Source organism: Microbacterium laevaniformans (genome assembly GCF_016907555.1).
In the GTDB taxonomy this organism is placed as follows: Bacteria; Actinomycetota; Actinomycetes; order Actinomycetales; family Microbacteriaceae; genus Microbacterium; species Microbacterium laevaniformans.
Map to the genome: position 1 here is coordinate 164,542 of NZ_JAFBCE010000001.1, position 14,693 is coordinate 179,234.

Below are 14,693 nucleotides of genomic sequence, written 5' to 3' on the forward strand. Positions count from 1 at the left end.
TGACGTGGCCGTCGATCGAGACCGCGTCGCCGCCGCCGTGCGCGACATCCTCGTCGCGATCGGGGAGGACCCCGACCGCCCGGGGCTGAAGGCGACCCCGCAGCGGGTCGCCGACGCCTACGCCGACTTCTTCTCCGGGGTGGGGCAGGATGCCGCCGAGCCGCTGGCCCACACCATCAGCGTCTCGCGCGGGCCGGCGCCCGACACGCTGCCCTCCGGTGCGGTGCTGCTGCGCGATATCCGCTTCCGCTCCGTCTGCGAGCATCACCTGCTGCCGTTCGCGGGACGCGCGCACATCGCTTACCTGCCGGGGGAGCAGGTGGTGGGCCTCGGGGCGCTGCCCAAGGTCGTCGACGTGCTCGCGGCGCGACCGCAAGTGCAGGAGCGGCTGGGAGAGCAGATCGCCGACACGATCGCCGCGGCCCTGGATGCGCGCGGCGTGCTCGTCGTGCTCGCCGCGCATCATGAGTGCGTCACGATGCGCGGGGGACGCCAGCCCGATGCCGCGACCATCACCATCGCCGCGCGCGGTGAGCTCGCCGAACCGTCTGCGCGCGCCGAGATCATGATGCTCGTGACGGGGACGCCCGCATGACCGCGATCATGGGCATCGTCAACGTCACGCCCGACTCGTTCAGCGACGGCGGGCGCTTCCTCGCGGCCGACGCCGCGATCGCGCACGGCCTGTCGCTGCGCATCGACGGCGCCGACATCCTCGATGTCGGCGGAGAGTCGACGCGACCGGGCGCCGAGCGGGTGGCCCCGGCCGAGGAGCAGGCGCGCGTGCTGCCCGTGGTGGCGGCGCTCGCGGCGGAGGGCGCCCTCGTCAGCATCGACACGATGAACGCGAGCACCGCGCAGGCGGCGATCGATGCCGGCGCGCGCATCGTCAACGACGTCTCGGGTGGGCTGGCAGATGCCGACATGCTCGGGGTGGTCGCGGCATCCGGTGTCGACGTCGTCCTGCAGCACTGGCGGGGGCACTCCGCCGACATGTACGCGCGCGCCGCCTACGACGATCTCGCGCGTGAGCTCGTCGTCGAACTGGAGGGGCGCCTCGAGGCGGCGGCGTCCGCCGGGATCTCGCCCGACCGCGTCATCCTCGACCCCGGGATCGGGTTCGGCAAGCGCGGCGGGCAGAACTGGAAGGCGCTGCGCGCCCTCGAGCGCATCGTCGCGATCGGGCCGCGGGTCCTCGTCGGCACCAGTCGCAAGCGCTTCCTCGCCGAGGCGCTGGCGGATGCCGACGGCGCAGAGGTCTCGACCCCGCGACGCGACCTCGCGACCGCTGTCACGAGCGTGCTCGCGGCCCAGACCGGCGTGTGGGCGGTGCGCGTACACGACGCCGCAGCCACCCGCGACGCGCTGACGGTGTGGGCGCGGTGGAGCGGCCAGAACGACGGAGGAGGCGCATGAGCGACCGGATTACCCTCACCGGCATCCGCGCCACCGGCTACCACGGGGTCTATGAGCACGAGCGTCGCGAGGGCCAGATCTTCATCGCCGACGTCGTGCTGGAGCTCTCGCTCGCCGACGCCGCCCGCAGCGACGACGTGACCGACACCGTGCACTACGGCGAGTTCGCCGACCAGGTCGCCGCGGTGCTTTCCGGAGACCCGGCCGACCTCCTCGAGACCGTCGCGCAGCGCATCGCCGATCGGGCCCTCGCGTACGCCCGGGTGGATGCCGTCGAGGTCACGATCCACAAACCGCAGGCGCCCATCGCGGTGCCGTTCGACGATGTGAGCGTGACGATCCGTCGCGCCCGTGAAGGAGTGCCCACATGAACCGCCGCCTCGCGCAGGGCTTCTCCGACGACATGCCCGCCCGCGACTCCGCCGAGACGATCGCGGTGATCGCGATCGGCGCCAACCTGGGCGACCGGCAGGCGACGATGACGGCGGCCCTCGAAGAGCTCGCGCGCCTGCCGCTGACGACGCGCGTCGTCGCCTCCGCGCCCATCGAAACGGTCGCGCTGACGCTGGACGGTCCGGATGCGGACGCGCCGGCCTACCTGAACGCGGTCGCGCTCGTGACGACCCGTCTCGCCCCCTCCGTGCTGCTGGGCTACCTCCACGCCATCGAGGAGGCGCACGGCCGGCCGCCGCGCCGGGTCGATGACCTCCGCTGGCAGAGCCGCACGCTCGATCTCGATCTCATCGCCTACGGCGACGTGCGCTCGGACGATCCGGCGCTGACCCTGCCGCACCCGCGCGCGGCGGAGCGGACGTTCGTGCTCGAGCCGTGGCTGCAGGTCGACCCCGAGGCCGTGCTGCCCGGCGTCGGTCGCGTGCGCGACCTCCTCGCAGACCTGCGCGATGCCGAGGCGTCCGCGGATGCAGAGCCGGCGCCGGACGGGGGCGCGGCGTGAAGCGCACCAAAGCGGGCACGATCGTCGTCGCCATCGCGATCGGCGTGTTCCTCGGGTTCGCCGTCGACCAGGTGCTGACGGCGACAGGGCGCCCCACCTTCACGCCGTCGTTCCTGTTGCCGATCCTGCTCGTGCTGCTCGGCATCGCCCTCGTGCTGTTCGCCCTGCCGATCCGTCGGGCGACCGCCGGTGCGCAGACCGCGCCGGTCGATCCCTTCCGGGCCGTCCGCGTCGCGATGCTGGCCAAGGCGTCGACCCTCGTCGGCGCCGGTGTCGCCGGTGTCGCGGCGGGACTTCTGGCCTTCCTGATCACGCGACCGGTCGCGCCCTCGTTAGGCTCGACAGGACCGGTGATCGCCGCGATCGTCGGCGGCCTCGTGCTGGTCGCGGCGGGGCTCGTCGCCGAGCACCTCTGCACCATCCGGAAGGACGACGATGACGAACACCCCGGACCTCCCGAACCAGGGTTCGGCCTCTCCCACCACGACTGACCTTGAGCCCGGGGGTGGCGTGCTCGACGCGGGGACCTACGACCGCCTCCTCGAGCCGCGCAGCGCCAACCGGCTGCCGCTCGGCGACGGCACCTGGCACCTGTTGTCGCGCAACTACGTCTGGGTGCGGCTGATCTCGACGCTCGCCGTCCTCGCGCTGGTCCTCGCCGCCGCGGTGGTCGGCGCCGTCCTGCTGCGGCTCGGCTGGGTGTGGATTCCGGCGGGTGTCGTCACGGTCGTGACGGTGTGGACGCTCGTGATCCTCCCGCGCCAGGCCCGCGCCTACGGCTACCAGCTGCGCGAGGACGACCTCGTGTTCCGCCGCGGCATCCTCTGGCAGAGGATGGTCGCGGTTCCTTATGGCCGGATGCAGCTCGTCGACATCACCCACGGTCCCCTCGACCGGGTCTTCGGCATCGCTCAGCTCAAGCTCGTGACCGCCGCGGCGACCACCGGTGTCGTGATCCCCGGGCTCACGCAGCCCGCCGCCGAGCTGCTGCGCGACACCCTGATCGCGGTGGCAGAGACCCGACGGACTGGCCTGTGACCGATCCCGCCGCCGTCGCCGACGTGCGCTCGCCGCTCAGCGACGGCGAGTGGCACCGGCTGCACCCCCTCACCCCCGTGCTGCGCGGAGGGCTGTTCCTCGTCGTCGTGCTCGGCATCGTCATCACGAACCTGCGCGACCGCATCATCGGCTGGCTCTTCCCCGCCGTCGCCGACCTGGAACGCTACGAGGCCGACCCCGTCGACTACGTCGTCAGCAACAACCTCATCCTGCTCGCGCTTGTGGCGGTGCTGGCCGTACTGCTGCTCCTGCTGGGCGGCTTCTGGCTGTCGTGGCGCTTCCACACGTTGCGCATCACCGGCGACGACGTCGAGGTGCGAAGCGGCATCCTCTTCCGCACCCACCGCCGCGCGCCGCTGGATCGGGTGCAGGGCGTCAACCTGACCCGCCCGATGGTCGCGCGGCTCCTGGGCGCGGCCAAGCTCGAGGTCGTCGGCGCGGGACTCGACAGCAACGTCAAGCTCGAATACCTCTCGACCACCAACGCCGAGGCCGTGCGCGCCGACATCCTTCGCCTCGCCTCCGGCCGCCAGCTCGCGCGAGCCTCGGATGCCGCAGGATCCGTGCCCCGCGGGCGGGCTGCCGTCGCCACCGTCAGCGCGGCGCTCACCGGGCTGATCGACGGCGCCGAACAACCCGTCGCCGAACCGGCATCCGTCGTGCACATCCCGCCGGGAAGACTCATCGGCTCTCGGCTGCTGTCGGGGTCGACGCTGTGGCTGCTGGTCGTGGTCGCCGCCATCATCGTCGGCTCGGTCGTCGGCACCCCCTGGGTGCTGTTCACGCTCGTGCCGGCCGCGCTGGGGTTCGCGGCCTACTGGTTCCGTACGATCACCCGCGCGCTGCGCTACTCGATCGCCCCCACGCCCTCGGGGGTGCGCATCACCTTCGGACTGTTCACGACCATCACCGAGACGTTGCCGCCGGGACGCGTGCACGCTTTCGAGATCCGTCAGCCGCTGCTCTGGCGCGGCTGCGGCTGGTGGTCGATCCGGGTCAACCGGCTCTCGGGGCGCTCGGCCAATGACGCGCAGTCGCAGCAGTTCGCGGACGTGCTGCCCGTCGGCACCCGCGACGACGTCGAGCGGGTGCTCCGCCTGTTCCTTCCCGGGATCTCGGCTGCGCAGTGGCAGGAACTGGTCGTGCACGGCCTGCTCGGCCCGTACGACGAGAGCGACCCGTACGTGACGACCCCGCGGCGCGCGTGGTGGTTGCGGCCGCTGTCGTGGCGTCGCAACGGTGTGCTGCTCACCCCCGACGCGATCCTGCTTCGCCGCGGACTCATCTGGCGCTCGCTCGTGATCCTCCCGCTCGCGCGCCTGCAGTCGGTGGCGCTGTCTCAGGGCCCGATCGGCCGCTCGCAGAAGGCGGCGACCCTCACCGGGCACACCGTCGCCGGGCAGGTGCCCGGAGCCGTCGGGGCGCTCGACCGAGACGATGCGGTCGCCGTGTGGCAGCAGGCGGCGACGGCGGTGATCGAGGCCGCCGCGAGCGATCGTTCACACCGGTGGGATGCCGCGCCGCCGGCCGACCCGACACCGACGACGATCGCGACCATCGACGAAGAGGAAGGACGCGCATGAGCGGCGCGAGCAGACTGGGAGTGGGGATCATCGGCGCCGGGCGCGTCGGCCCCGTCATCGGGGCGGCTCTCGCCGGCGCCGGACACGCCCTCGTCGGCATCACGGCCGGCTCCGACCGCGACCGGGTCGAAGCGATTCTGCCCGGGGTTCCCGTGCTCGACGCCGACGAGATCGTGCGCCGCAGCGAGCTCGTGGTGATCGCCGTTCCGCACGACGAACTGCCGAGCCTGGTCGCCGGTCTCGCCGAACTCGATCGCTGGCAGGTCGGGCAGCTCGTTCTGCACACCGACCCGGCCTGGGGCACTGACGTGCTCGCCCCCGCGGCGCGCCGCGGCGCGATCCCGCTCGCGGTGCATCCCGCAGTCACCTTCACGGGCAGCTCGATGGACCTCCGGCAGCTGCACGATGCGTTCGCGGCGGTCACGGCGCCGGCCGCGGTGCTGCCGATCGCGCAGGCACTCGCCGTCGAACTGGGCTGCGAGCCCGTCGTCGTCGCCCAAGCCGATCGCGCCGCGTACGGCGAGGCCATCGCGACGGCGACGGCGTTCTCGGCATCCGTCGTCCGCCAATCGACGTCGCTGCTGCGCTCGGCGGGCATTGAGGAGCCCGGACGCTACCTGTCGACGCTCGTGCACTCGGCCGTCGACCGGGCGCTGCAGGACGGGTCGCCGCTGATCGACGACGTCCTCGGCGGCTGACCGCGCGGGTCGCGGTGCGCCGGAAGGCGCGCGGGCGCGCCTCGATAGACTGGAACGTCGATTCCGAGGAGCCCCGCACCATGACTCAGACGCCGAACGCCGCGTCCACGCCCGTCCCGGCCGCCCCTGACGCCGAGGGAGCGGACCTCGCCGACGTGCACGAGCAGAAGGCCGTGCGTCTCGCCAAGCGCGAGCGGCTGCTCGCCGAGCGGACGGATGCCGCGGGCGGCGCCTACCCGGTCGCCGTGCCGGTCACCGACACCATCGCCGCTCTGCGTGCGCGCTACGCCGATCTCGAAGCGGGCGCGGAGACCGGTGTCACCGCGTCGGTCGCCGGACGCGTCGTGTTCAGCCGCAACACCGGCAAGCTCTGCTTCGCCTCGCTGCAGGCCGGCGACGGCAGCCGTATCCAGGCGATGGTCTCGCTCGCCGAGGTGGGCGAAGACTCGCTGCAGGCCTGGAAGGACCTCGTCGACCTCGGCGACCACGTCTCGGTGACGGGCCAGGTCATCTCCAGCCGCCGCGGCGAGCTGTCGATCATGGTCACCGACTGGGTGATCGCGGCCAAGGCGCTGCTGCCCCTGCCCAACCTCTACAGCGAGCTGAGCGAGGAGAGCCGGGTGCGCTCGCGCTTCCTCGATCTCATCGCGCGCGACCAGGCGCGGGAGACGGTCATCGCACGCGCGAAGGTGAACGCGTCGCTGCGTCAGACCTTCACCGACCACGGCTTCCTCGAGGTCGAGACCCCCATGCTCCAGGTGCAGCACGGCGGCGCTGCGGCGCGACCCTTCGTGACGCACTCCAACGCGTTCGACGCCGAGCTGTACCTGCGCATCGCTCCCGAGCTGTTCCTCAAGCGCGCCGTCGTCGGCGGCATCGACCGCGTCTTCGAGATCAACCGCAACTTCCGCAACGAGGGCGCCGACTCCACACACAGCCCCGAGTTCGCGATGCTCGAGGCCTACCAGTCGTACACCGACTACAACGGCATCGCCGATCTCACCCAGGAGCTCATCCAGAACGCCGCGATCGCCGTGGCCGGCTCGACGACGGTCACCTGGGCCGACGGCACGGCGTTCGATCTCGGCGGCCAGTGGGATCGCATCTCCATGTACGCGTCCCTCTCGGATGCCGCGGGCACCACCATCACGCCCGAGACCCCGCTGGACGAGCTGAAGGCGCTCGCCGCGTCGGTGGGCGTGGAGGTTCCCGAGAAGGTCGCGACGCACGGCAAGTACGTCGAAGAGCTCTGGGAGCACTTCGTGAAGGGCGGCCTTGAGCGGCCGACCTTCGTCATGGACTTTCCCCTGGACACCTCGCCGCTCGTCCGGGAGCACCGCACCGTCGCGGGTGTCGTCGAGAAGTGGGACCTGTACGTGCGCGGCTTCGAGCTGGCCACGGGGTACTCCGAGCTCGTCGACCCCGTCATCCAGCGGGAGCGCTTCGTCGAGCAGGCGAAGCTCGCGGCCCGTGGTGACGATGAGGCGATGCGCGTCGACGAGGAGTTCCTGCGCGCGCTCGAGCACGGCATGCCCCCGACCGGCGGCATGGGCATGGGCATCGACCGTCTGCTCATGGCGATCACCGGACTCGGCATCCGCGAGACGATCCTCTTCCCGCTGGTGAAGTAGCCCGCGGAGCGTGTCGACGCGCTGCGCGCGCTCAACGACCGGTGGTGCTGATCAGACCGCCGAGCGCTCGCGGTGGCCAGCCCGGGGCGCCGAGGTCGCGGGAGATCGCCTGCGCCGCGTCGCGCAGCTCCTTGAGCACGGCGGCATCGAGTGCGGATGCCGGGGCGGGAAACACGACCCCGAGAGCTGCGACCACCGTCCCGTCCTCACCCGTGACCGGAACGGCGACGGAGGCGTCGCCGATGACGGCCTCCTCGTCCTCGGTCGCCAGCGCACCGTCCCGCACGACGATCAGCTGCTCCTGCAGCGCGGCCGCGTCGGTGACCGTGTCGCCGGTCAGGTCGGCCAGGGGGTGAGCGAGCACCTCCGTGCGGAAGTCGTCGTCGTAGGCGAGCAGCACCTTTCCGAGGGCGGAGGCGTGGGCCGGGAGGGTGACCCCCGTCTCGGGCATCTGCTCGGTGCCGTCGGGACGGCGATCGTGGTGGATGACGAGGACGTCGGTGTTGTGCGCGACACCCAGCCGACAGGCGAGTCCGGTGCGATGCGACAGGTCGTGCATGCGCCGCAGCGACCGTGCGCGCACGTCGAGGGTGTCGAGGTACACGCTCGAGAGGGTGAGCAGCGCCGGGCCGAGGGCGTAGCGGCTGCCGCGCGCCTCCTGAATCACCAGACCGTGTTCCTGCAGCGACTTCACGAGGCCGTGCACCGTCGACGGCGGCAGGTCGAGGGCGACGGCGAGCTCGCTGATGCCGAGGCGCCGCGCACCCTGCAGCAGGGAGAGGATGCGCGCGGCGCGGTCGATGGACTGGATCATCCCGAGACCTTTCGCGCGCGGACGGTTGACGTCACACTACCTCTTGACACCGGTGCAAATGGGGCAGATATTCGACATAGACGAATCGCAGTCGATGATGTCGAAAAGCCACCCCCGCGACGAGGCCGTCGAACAACGCCGGCGAGAACCACCTGCGACAACTCAGTGAAGAGGAGACCCGCACATGAAGAAGCTCATCAACTCGGCCGAATCGGTGCTCGCCGATGCCCTGCGCGGCGTCGCGGCGGCCCACCCCGAGCTCACCGTCGACCACGAGAATCGCGTGGTCATCAGCAACGCTGCCCGTGAGGGTCGCGTCGCGCTGATCTCGGGCGGGGGTTCGGGACACGAACCCCTGCACAGCGGCTTCGTCGGCGCGGGCATGCTCGATGCCGCGTGCGCGGGTGAAGTGTTCACCTCGCCGACGCCCGATCAGATGCTGGCCGCGGCCCAGGCCGTCGATTCCGGTGCGGGCGTGCTCTTCATCGTCAAGAACTACACGGGCGACGTGCTCAACTTCGAGATGGCGGCCGAACTCGCCGCCGACGAGGGCATCGCCTCGGAGTCGGTGATCGTCGCCGACGACGTCGCGGTGAAGGACTCCACGTGGACGGCCGGACGTCGAGGTGTCGGCACGACCCTGCTCGTCGAGAAGATCGCGGGTGCAGCGGCGGCGGAGGGCAAGAGCCTCGCCGAGGTCAAGGCGGTCGCCGAACACGTCGCCTCTCACGGGCGCTCGATGGGTGTGGCACTCACCAGCTGCACCGTTCCCGCCGTGGGCCACCCCAGCTTCGATCTGCCGGACGACGAGATGGAGATGGGAGTCGGCATCCACGGCGAGCCGGGCCGCACGCGCGTGCCGCTCGCTCCCGCGCACGACATCGCCGCCGAGCTCGTCGAGGCGATCACCGCCGATCTGGACTTCACCGGCGCTCCGGTGATCGCACTGCTGACCGGACTCGGTGGCACCCCGCTGATCGAGCTGTACGTGATGTACGCCGACATCGCCGACGCGCTCGCCGCGAAGGGGGTCACGGTCGCCCGCAGCCTCGTCGGCGACTACGTCACGAGCCTCGACATGGCGGGCTGCTCGCTCACTCTTCTGCGCGCCGACGACGAGGTGCTGCGCCTGTGGGATGCGCCCGTCGAGACGAGCGCTCTGCGGTGGGGACGCTGAGATGACGGATGCCGCGACGACCGACACCGTGACGCTCGAGGTTCTCGACCGGTGGGTGCGGCTCAGCGCCGCGCGGCTGACGACGGAGGCCGACCGCCTCACCGCGCTCGATTCTGCGATCGGCGACGCCGACCACGGCACGAACATGCTCCGCGGCTTCACGGCGATCGTGGCGAAGCTGGATGCCACCCCGCCGCAGACGGTGCCGGAGTTCTTCAAGGCCGTCGGCATGACCCTCGTCAGCAAGGTCGGTGGGGCGAGCGGATCGCTCTACGGCACCCTGTTCCTCGACATGGGCAAGAACGCGCCCGCCGGAGCATCGATGTCGGCCGCGGAGTGGGCGCACGCGCTGTCGGCCGGCGTCGCTGCGGTCGTCGCGCGAGGTCACGCCCAGTCGGGTGACAAAACCATGATCGACGCGTTCGGCCCGGCGCTGGAGGCTCTCGACACGGCACTGTCGAGCGGGAGAACGCTCGCCGACGCGGCAGCGGCAGCGGCTGACGCCGCCGAGCAGGGCAGCGCAGACACCGAGCCGCTCGTGGCGCGGAAGGGTCGCGCCTCCTATCTGGGTGAGCGCAGCGTCGGTCACGTGGACCCGGGGTCGGCGTCGACAGCGTTGCTGCTGCGAGCCTTCGCGGATGCCGCTGCCGAGGAAGCCGCGTGATCGGGTTCGTCGTCGTCTCGCACAGTGAGGCTCTGGCCGAGGCCGCCGTCGACCTGGCGATGCAGATGATCCATGGCGAGGCGCCGCCCGTGCGGATCGCCTCGGGGGCAGACGGTGGCTTCGGCACGGATGCGGCGGCCATCGCGGACGCCATCGACGCGCTCGCCGACACCGACGGCGTGCTGATCATCACCGACCTCGGCTCCGCGGTGCTCAGCTCGGAGCTCGCCCTCGACCTGCGGACGAGCACCGTCCCCGTGCGGATCAGCGACGGCCCGTTCGTGGAGGGCATCACCGCCGGACTCGTGCGCGCGGCGACGGGCGGCGGTCTCGACGAGGTCGCGACGGAGGTCTCGTCTGCGCTGGCGGCCAAGCAGGCGCACGCCCCCGCGGCATCCATGGACGCACCGACGCCCGGGGCGGCCTCCACGGCCGCCGCTGACGCCGCGGCGGGGGACGTGTCCGTCGACGCGGTGCTGCGCAACCCGATGGGATTGCACTCCCGACCGGCGGCCCTCGTCGTCAAGACCGTCGGCGGTTTCGACGCGGACGTCTCGATCGCGAACGTGACGACCGGTGCCGGCCCGGCATCCGCCCGCAGCATGATCGGGCTGCTCGCGCTGGGAGCCGGGGGCGGCGCCACCGTGCGCATCAGCGCGAGCGGACCGGATGCCGCTGCCGCCGTCGAAACGGTTCGTCGGCTCGTCGACGACGGTTTCGGTGAGCTCGACCAGGCGCCGGCCTGACCTCTACCGCGCACGGAACGCCCAATCGGGCAGATGTCCGGCGGCGACGAACGACCCGACGATCTCGGCCAGGCCGTGCCGCGGGTCGGCGTGGAGGGCCTGGCGGACGTAGGCGTCGGCGTGGGTGGAGCGCCCACGCGCCCAGGCAATCCAACCGCACACCGCCAGAGCGCCCGCCCGGCGCTTCTTCGGCATGAGGGCGGCGACGTTGCGCGCCAGGCGCAGCGCCGCGTCCAGGCGCGTCGCGTCGGGGCGCGGGCCGTCTCCCCACATCACCTCGGCGAGATCGCTCGGGTACAGCTCGCCGTCCTCCCAGCGCCGCTGCGCCTCCATCGCGGCATCTCCGCCGTCGACATCGGTCGCCCACTGCACCAGCGCGACGTCGCGGAGCCCTGCCCGGGCGAGGCACCAGCCGATCGACGCGGCATCCATGGGAGCCAGATCATCCGGGTTCCACGACAGTGCGCGCTCGAACAGCGCCGGGAGGTCGTCGAGCGCGCACGCGGCCTCCAGCGCCGCCGGGTCGATGCGATCGGGCGCGGCCCCACTCACCCGCGGGATGCCGCAGATGGTCTCGAGTGCCGCGTCCAGCGACCGCAGCGCCTGTCCGACGGCCCGCCGACGCGCAGCGCCGGGTATCGGCAACTGTGCGCCGGCCGCCTGGTCCACCGCGGGTGGGCCGTCCACGGCTTCGGGCGGCAGATCGTCGCGCGGGGCGATGCGTGCGCGGTCGTGGCCGCCGGGCGGCAGCCGATTCGACAGCGCCGAGCCCCAGCCGTTCGCGGCGACGACGAAGACCTCCGCGACCGGCAGCCCGCACTCGTCGGCGCGCGTCCGGAGGGCGGCGATGACGGCGCGGTGGGGGAGAACGGGCGACGGATCGGTGCTGATCTCGGCATCCGTGTAGACGACCAGCATCACCGCCTCGACGTCGACGATCCGACAGGCCATGCCGATGATGCTGGCGGCGGCGCCGGCCGCCGCGGTCTCGGACGGAAGGTCGACCCGCATCACGCCGAGGGTGCGCCCCTGCAACAGGGGGACGACCACGATGCTGTCGCGCGGCGTGCAGCCGAGCAGGTGGGGAAGAACGGAGAGGAACTGTGCCGCATCGGCGGCGCGGACGATCGTGGACATGCGGAGAGTCTGGGCTTCTCGCCGCGAGGGATGCGGGGAGGCGGCGCCGCCGTGGAGAACCCGTGACCACGCGGCGTCTGGGGAGGAGCCTGCACGCGGCGGCGTACCATGGAGCCATGGACTCGTACTGGACCGCCGTCGCCTGGTCGCTGCTGCCGACCGTCGTCGTGCTGGGACTGTTCGTGTTCGTGCTGCGCGCCATCATCCGGATGGATCGCTCCGAGCGCCGCGTTTACGCGCGCATCGAGAACGAAGAACGCGCCAAGCGCGGCTTGCCGCCCGTCGGCGCTGCCGACCCGGCGAGCCCCGAGGCGCCGCGCGCCACCTGAGTCGCCCGTTCTCGATACGCTGAGCGGAGTCCGACAGCGGGGAGAGCGACGTGGATCAGACCGGATGGGCGCTCGCCTGGGTGATCCTGGTCTTCGTCACCGACGTCACCGTGCGCATCCTGGCGATCATCATCGTGCCTCGCAACCGCCGCCCGACGGCCGCGATGGCCTGGCTGCTGGCGATCTACTTCATCCCGATCATCGGTGTGCTGCTGTTCCTGCTGATCGGCAATCCTCGGCTGCCTCGCAAGCGCCGCAAGAAGCAGCAGCAGATCAACGACTACATCCGCACGACGAGTCACGGGCTCGACCTCGGAACCCTCCGCCCCGACCCGCCCCTGTGGTTTGCGCAGCTCGTGCGTCTCAACCGCAACCTCGGGGCGATGCCGCTGTCGGGCGAGAACGCCGCGACCATCATCTCCGGCTATCAACACAGCATCGACGAGATGGCGGCGGCGATCCGTCAGGCGACCACGTACGTGCACGCCGAGTTCTACATCCTGCAGTGCGACGACACCACGGCCGGATTCTTCGATGCCCTCGAGGATGCCGTGAAGCGCGGCGTCGTCGTGCGGGTGCTGCTGGATCACTGGGCCAACCGCGGCAAGCCGTTCTACGCGCAGACGTGCCGGCGACTCGATGCGATGGGAGCGACGTGGCAGCTGATGCTGCCGGTGCAGCCGCTGCGCGGGAAGTACCAGCGTCCCGATCTGCGCAACCACCGCAAGCTCCTCGTCGTCGACGGCCACATCGCGTTCATGGGTTCGCAGAACGTGACCGACTCCACGTACAACCTGCGCAAGAACATCAAGCGGGGACTTCATTGGGTGGACATGATGGCGCGTCTGGAGGGGCCGGTCGTGGCGTCGGTCAACGCCGTCTTCCTCAGCGACTGGTACAGCGAGACCGACGAGATCCTCGAGGGCATCGAACTGTTCCAGGTGCACACCGGCAGCGGTGACCTCGACTGCCAGGTCATCCCCTCCGGTCCCGGGTTCGAGTTCCAGAACAACCTGAAGCTGTTCATGACGCTGCTGTTCTCCGCGCGCGAGAAGATCATCATCGTCTCGCCGTACTTCGTCCCCGACGAGGGGCTGCTGCTCGCCATCCAGACCGCCTGCCAACGCGGCGTGAACGTCGAACTGTTCGTGTCCGAAGAGGGCGATCAGGCGATGGTCTACCACGCGCAGCGCAGCTACTACGAAGCGCTGCTGCGCGGCGGCGTCAAGATCTGGATGTACGAGAAGCCGTTCATCCTGCACTCCAAGTCGATGTCCGTCGACGACGAGGTCGCCGTCATCGGCTCGAGCAACATGGACATGCGCAGCTTCGGTCTGAACCTCGAGATCTCCCTCCTCGTGCGGGGCGAAGACTTCGTCTCGCAACTGCGCGCCGTCGAAGACGAGTATCGGGCGCTGAGCCGCGAGCTCACACTCGAGGAGTGGGAGAAGCAGCCCCTGCGCTCGACCGTGCTCGACAATCTGGCCCGGCTCACCTCGGCGCTGCAGTGAGGCTCGGCGACCCGCACCGATGTGAGGTGAGACGGATGCCTCGCACGCGACACTGTTCGAGTAGGTGCACCCTCCCGCGTCGTCCGCCGCACGTTCCGTGCATCGTCGACCCGAACACGCAAGGATGATCCCATTACCGCCGCATCTCGCTCTCTGTCGCTTCTCGCCCTGATCGGCGCCGGCGCGCTGCTCCTCGCCGGCTGCGCATCCGGCGCGACCCCGGGCTCGGACGCCTCCGGCACCCCCGGCGCCGTGACGCCCGCGGGCGAGCTCGAAGTCGAGGCCGGCTGGCTCGACGGCGGCCGTCAGATCGCGCTCGTCACGTGGGGCTCGTCCGGATGCGTGCCGACGGCGACGGATGCCACGGTGCAGGCCGACGGCGCGCTCGCGGTCACGCTCGACGACGGGCCGGCCGACACGGCGTGCACCGCCGACTACGCGCCCCGCGTGACCCTCGTGCCGGTGCCCGAGGGCGTCGTCCCGACCAAGGACCTCGACCTCGTCGTCACGGACGCGCACGGGACGCGCGGTGACACCGACCTCGACGGGGTCGCCGGGCTCGTCGCGGGCGGTGCGACCGACTACGCCCCGTCGGCCGGGTGGGTCGACGACGACTTGATCGCGGTGCTCACGTGGGGGTCGTCCTCGTGCGCCCCGGTGGTGTCCGAGGTCTCGGCATCCGACCCCAAGAACGTCACGGTGACCTTCGCCGACCAGGACGACAAGCCCTGCACGATGGACATGGCGCCCCGCGCGACCCTCGTCTCGGTCGCCGGCCTCGGCGCCGACGACGACGGCACCACGATCACCCTGTCGGGCGCCGACGCCCAGTTCGCGACGCCCGTCACGGTGCCCGTGATCGGCTGACGCGGGCGGCTGCCGGTTCGCCGGCGGGGCCCGGTTCGCCGGCGGGGCCCGGTTCGCCGGCGCCGAATCGTGGATGCCGCGGCGCAACACCCGCACATCGACGCCG

General features: G+C 71.3%; 17 protein-coding genes. 15 read left to right on the forward strand and 2 right to left on the reverse strand.

Annotated elements, in window-relative coordinates; all coding sequences use genetic code 11:
* The first annotated feature begins 4 nt into the window (after window positions 1-4).
* The 9 genes from folE (at window position 5) to lysS (ending at window position 7,342) form a co-directional block, all read left to right on the forward strand.
* The gene (gene folE / locus JOE53_RS00675) at window positions 5-595 is read left to right on the forward strand and encodes a GTP cyclohydrolase I (protein ID WP_061682796.1); all 591 of its coding nucleotides are present in this window, start codon (window positions 5-7) and stop codon (window positions 593-595) included.
* On the forward strand, window positions 592-1,416 hold the full coding sequence (gene folP / locus JOE53_RS00680; protein WP_061682795.1) for a dihydropteroate synthase: 825 nt from the start codon (window positions 592-594) through the stop codon (window positions 1,414-1,416). Before folE ends, folP begins: the two co-directional genes overlap by 4 nt.
* Complete coding sequence (gene folB, locus JOE53_RS00685) at window positions 1,413-1,787, forward strand: dihydroneopterin aldolase (protein WP_061682794.1); 375 nt, start codon at window positions 1,413-1,415, stop codon at window positions 1,785-1,787. The genes folP and folB overlap by 4 nt, the downstream gene beginning before the upstream one ends.
* Window positions 1,784-2,371 carry a 2-amino-4-hydroxy-6-hydroxymethyldihydropteridine diphosphokinase gene (folK, locus tag JOE53_RS00690; protein ID WP_061682793.1) on the forward strand — a complete coding sequence of 196 codons (588 nt, stop codon included), beginning with the start codon at window positions 1,784-1,786 and terminating at the stop codon, window positions 2,369-2,371. Before folB ends, folK begins: the two co-directional genes overlap by 4 nt.
* Entirely contained in the window at window positions 2,368-2,862 is a 495-nt protein-coding gene (locus JOE53_RS00695) for a DUF3180 family protein (protein WP_061682792.1), read from the forward strand. The genes folK and JOE53_RS00695 overlap by 4 nt, the downstream gene beginning before the upstream one ends.
* Complete coding sequence (locus tag JOE53_RS00700) at window positions 2,807-3,409, forward strand: PH domain-containing protein (RefSeq protein ID WP_204946458.1); 603 nt, start codon at window positions 2,807-2,809, stop codon at window positions 3,407-3,409. Before JOE53_RS00695 ends, JOE53_RS00700 begins: the two co-directional genes overlap by 56 nt.
* Window positions 3,406-5,013: a PH domain-containing protein gene (locus tag JOE53_RS00705; RefSeq protein ID WP_204946459.1), complete on the forward strand. Its 1,608-nt coding sequence runs from the start codon at window positions 3,406-3,408 to the stop codon at window positions 5,011-5,013. Before JOE53_RS00700 ends, JOE53_RS00705 begins: the two co-directional genes overlap by 4 nt.
* Complete coding sequence (locus JOE53_RS00710; RefSeq protein WP_204946460.1) at window positions 5,010-5,711, forward strand: DUF2520 domain-containing protein; 702 nt, start codon at window positions 5,010-5,012, stop codon at window positions 5,709-5,711. Before JOE53_RS00705 ends, JOE53_RS00710 begins: the two co-directional genes overlap by 4 nt.
* Before the next feature lie 80 nt (window positions 5,712-5,791).
* Window positions 5,792-7,342 carry a lysine--tRNA ligase gene (gene lysS / locus JOE53_RS00715; RefSeq protein ID WP_204946461.1) on the forward strand — a complete coding sequence of 517 codons (1,551 nt, stop codon included), beginning with the start codon at window positions 5,792-5,794 and terminating at the stop codon, window positions 7,340-7,342.
* 31 nt (window positions 7,343-7,373) lie between these two features.
* On the opposite strand, the gene JOE53_RS00720 is transcribed toward lysS, so the two are convergent.
* Window positions 7,374-8,156: an IclR family transcriptional regulator gene (locus JOE53_RS00720; protein WP_204946462.1), complete on the reverse strand. Its 783-nt coding sequence runs from the start codon at window positions 8,154-8,156 to the stop codon at window positions 7,374-7,376.
* A 184-nt stretch (window positions 8,157-8,340) separates the two neighbouring features.
* On the opposite strand from JOE53_RS00720, the gene dhaK reads away from it, so the two are divergent.
* From dhaK to JOE53_RS15050, 3 genes are read left to right on the forward strand one after another with little or no spacing between them, the layout of a single operon-like run.
* Window positions 8,341-9,333 carry a dihydroxyacetone kinase subunit DhaK gene (gene dhaK, locus JOE53_RS00725; RefSeq protein WP_036286005.1) on the forward strand — a complete coding sequence of 331 codons (993 nt, stop codon included), beginning with the start codon at window positions 8,341-8,343 and terminating at the stop codon, window positions 9,331-9,333.
* A 1-nt stretch (window position 9,334) separates the two neighbouring features.
* Complete coding sequence (gene dhaL / locus JOE53_RS00730) at window positions 9,335-9,997, forward strand: dihydroxyacetone kinase subunit DhaL (RefSeq protein ID WP_061682786.1); 663 nt, start codon at window positions 9,335-9,337, stop codon at window positions 9,995-9,997.
* Window positions 9,994-10,743, forward strand: coding sequence for an HPr family phosphocarrier protein (locus JOE53_RS15050; RefSeq protein WP_204946463.1), 750 nt, complete (start codon window positions 9,994-9,996; stop codon window positions 10,741-10,743). The genes dhaL and JOE53_RS15050 overlap by 4 nt, the downstream gene beginning before the upstream one ends.
* A 3-nt stretch (window positions 10,744-10,746) precedes the next feature.
* On the opposite strand, the gene JOE53_RS00740 is transcribed toward JOE53_RS15050, so the two are convergent.
* The gene (locus tag JOE53_RS00740) at window positions 10,747-11,880 is read right to left on the reverse strand and encodes a DUF4192 family protein (RefSeq protein ID WP_204946464.1); all 1,134 of its coding nucleotides are present in this window, start codon (window positions 11,878-11,880) and stop codon (window positions 10,747-10,749) included.
* Between the two features lie 116 nt (window positions 11,881-11,996).
* Between JOE53_RS00740 and JOE53_RS00745 the strand changes: the two genes are divergently transcribed.
* The 3 genes from JOE53_RS00745 (at window position 11,997) to JOE53_RS00755 (ending at window position 14,587) form a co-directional block, all read left to right on the forward strand.
* Window positions 11,997-12,209, forward strand: a complete 213-nt coding sequence (locus JOE53_RS00745) for a hypothetical protein (RefSeq protein WP_204946465.1) — start codon at window positions 11,997-11,999, stop codon at window positions 12,207-12,209.
* A 50-nt stretch (window positions 12,210-12,259) separates the two neighbouring features.
* Window positions 12,260-13,720, forward strand: a complete 1,461-nt coding sequence (cls, locus tag JOE53_RS00750; protein WP_204946466.1) for a cardiolipin synthase — start codon at window positions 12,260-12,262, stop codon at window positions 13,718-13,720.
* A 252-nt stretch (window positions 13,721-13,972) separates the two neighbouring features.
* Window positions 13,973-14,587, forward strand: coding sequence for a hypothetical protein (locus tag JOE53_RS00755; RefSeq protein WP_061682781.1), 615 nt, complete (start codon window positions 13,973-13,975; stop codon window positions 14,585-14,587).
* Window positions 14,588-14,693: the final 106 nt, after the last annotated feature.

Bases quoted from the DNA above. Each gene is read 5' to 3' on its own strand.
- JOE53_RS00745 (WP_204946465.1), top strand. From the start codon at position 11,997: ATGGACTCGTACTGGACCGCCGTCGCCTGGTCGCTGCTGCCGACCGTC.
- JOE53_RS00720 (WP_204946462.1), bottom strand. From the start codon at position 8,156: ATGATCCAGTCCATCGACCGCGCCGCGCGCATCCTCTCCCTGCTGCAG.
- folK (WP_061682793.1), top strand. From the start codon at position 1,784: ATGAACCGCCGCCTCGCGCAGGGCTTCTCCGACGACATGCCCGCCCGC.
- JOE53_RS00700 (WP_204946458.1), top strand. From the start codon at position 2,807: ATGACGAACACCCCGGACCTCCCGAACCAGGGTTCGGCCTCTCCCACC.
- lysS (WP_204946461.1), top strand. From the start codon at position 5,792: ATGACTCAGACGCCGAACGCCGCGTCCACGCCCGTCCCGGCCGCCCCT.
- dhaK (WP_036286005.1), top strand. From the start codon at position 8,341: ATGAAGAAGCTCATCAACTCGGCCGAATCGGTGCTCGCCGATGCCCTG.
- JOE53_RS00740 (WP_204946464.1), bottom strand. From the start codon at position 11,880: ATGTCCACGATCGTCCGCGCCGCCGATGCGGCACAGTTCCTCTCCGTT.
- JOE53_RS00710 (WP_204946460.1), top strand. From the start codon at position 5,010: ATGAGCGGCGCGAGCAGACTGGGAGTGGGGATCATCGGCGCCGGGCGC.
- dhaL (WP_061682786.1), top strand. From the start codon at position 9,335: ATGACGGATGCCGCGACGACCGACACCGTGACGCTCGAGGTTCTCGAC.
- folP (WP_061682795.1), top strand. From the start codon at position 592: ATGACCGCGATCATGGGCATCGTCAACGTCACGCCCGACTCGTTCAGC.
- folB (WP_061682794.1), top strand. From the start codon at position 1,413: ATGAGCGACCGGATTACCCTCACCGGCATCCGCGCCACCGGCTACCAC.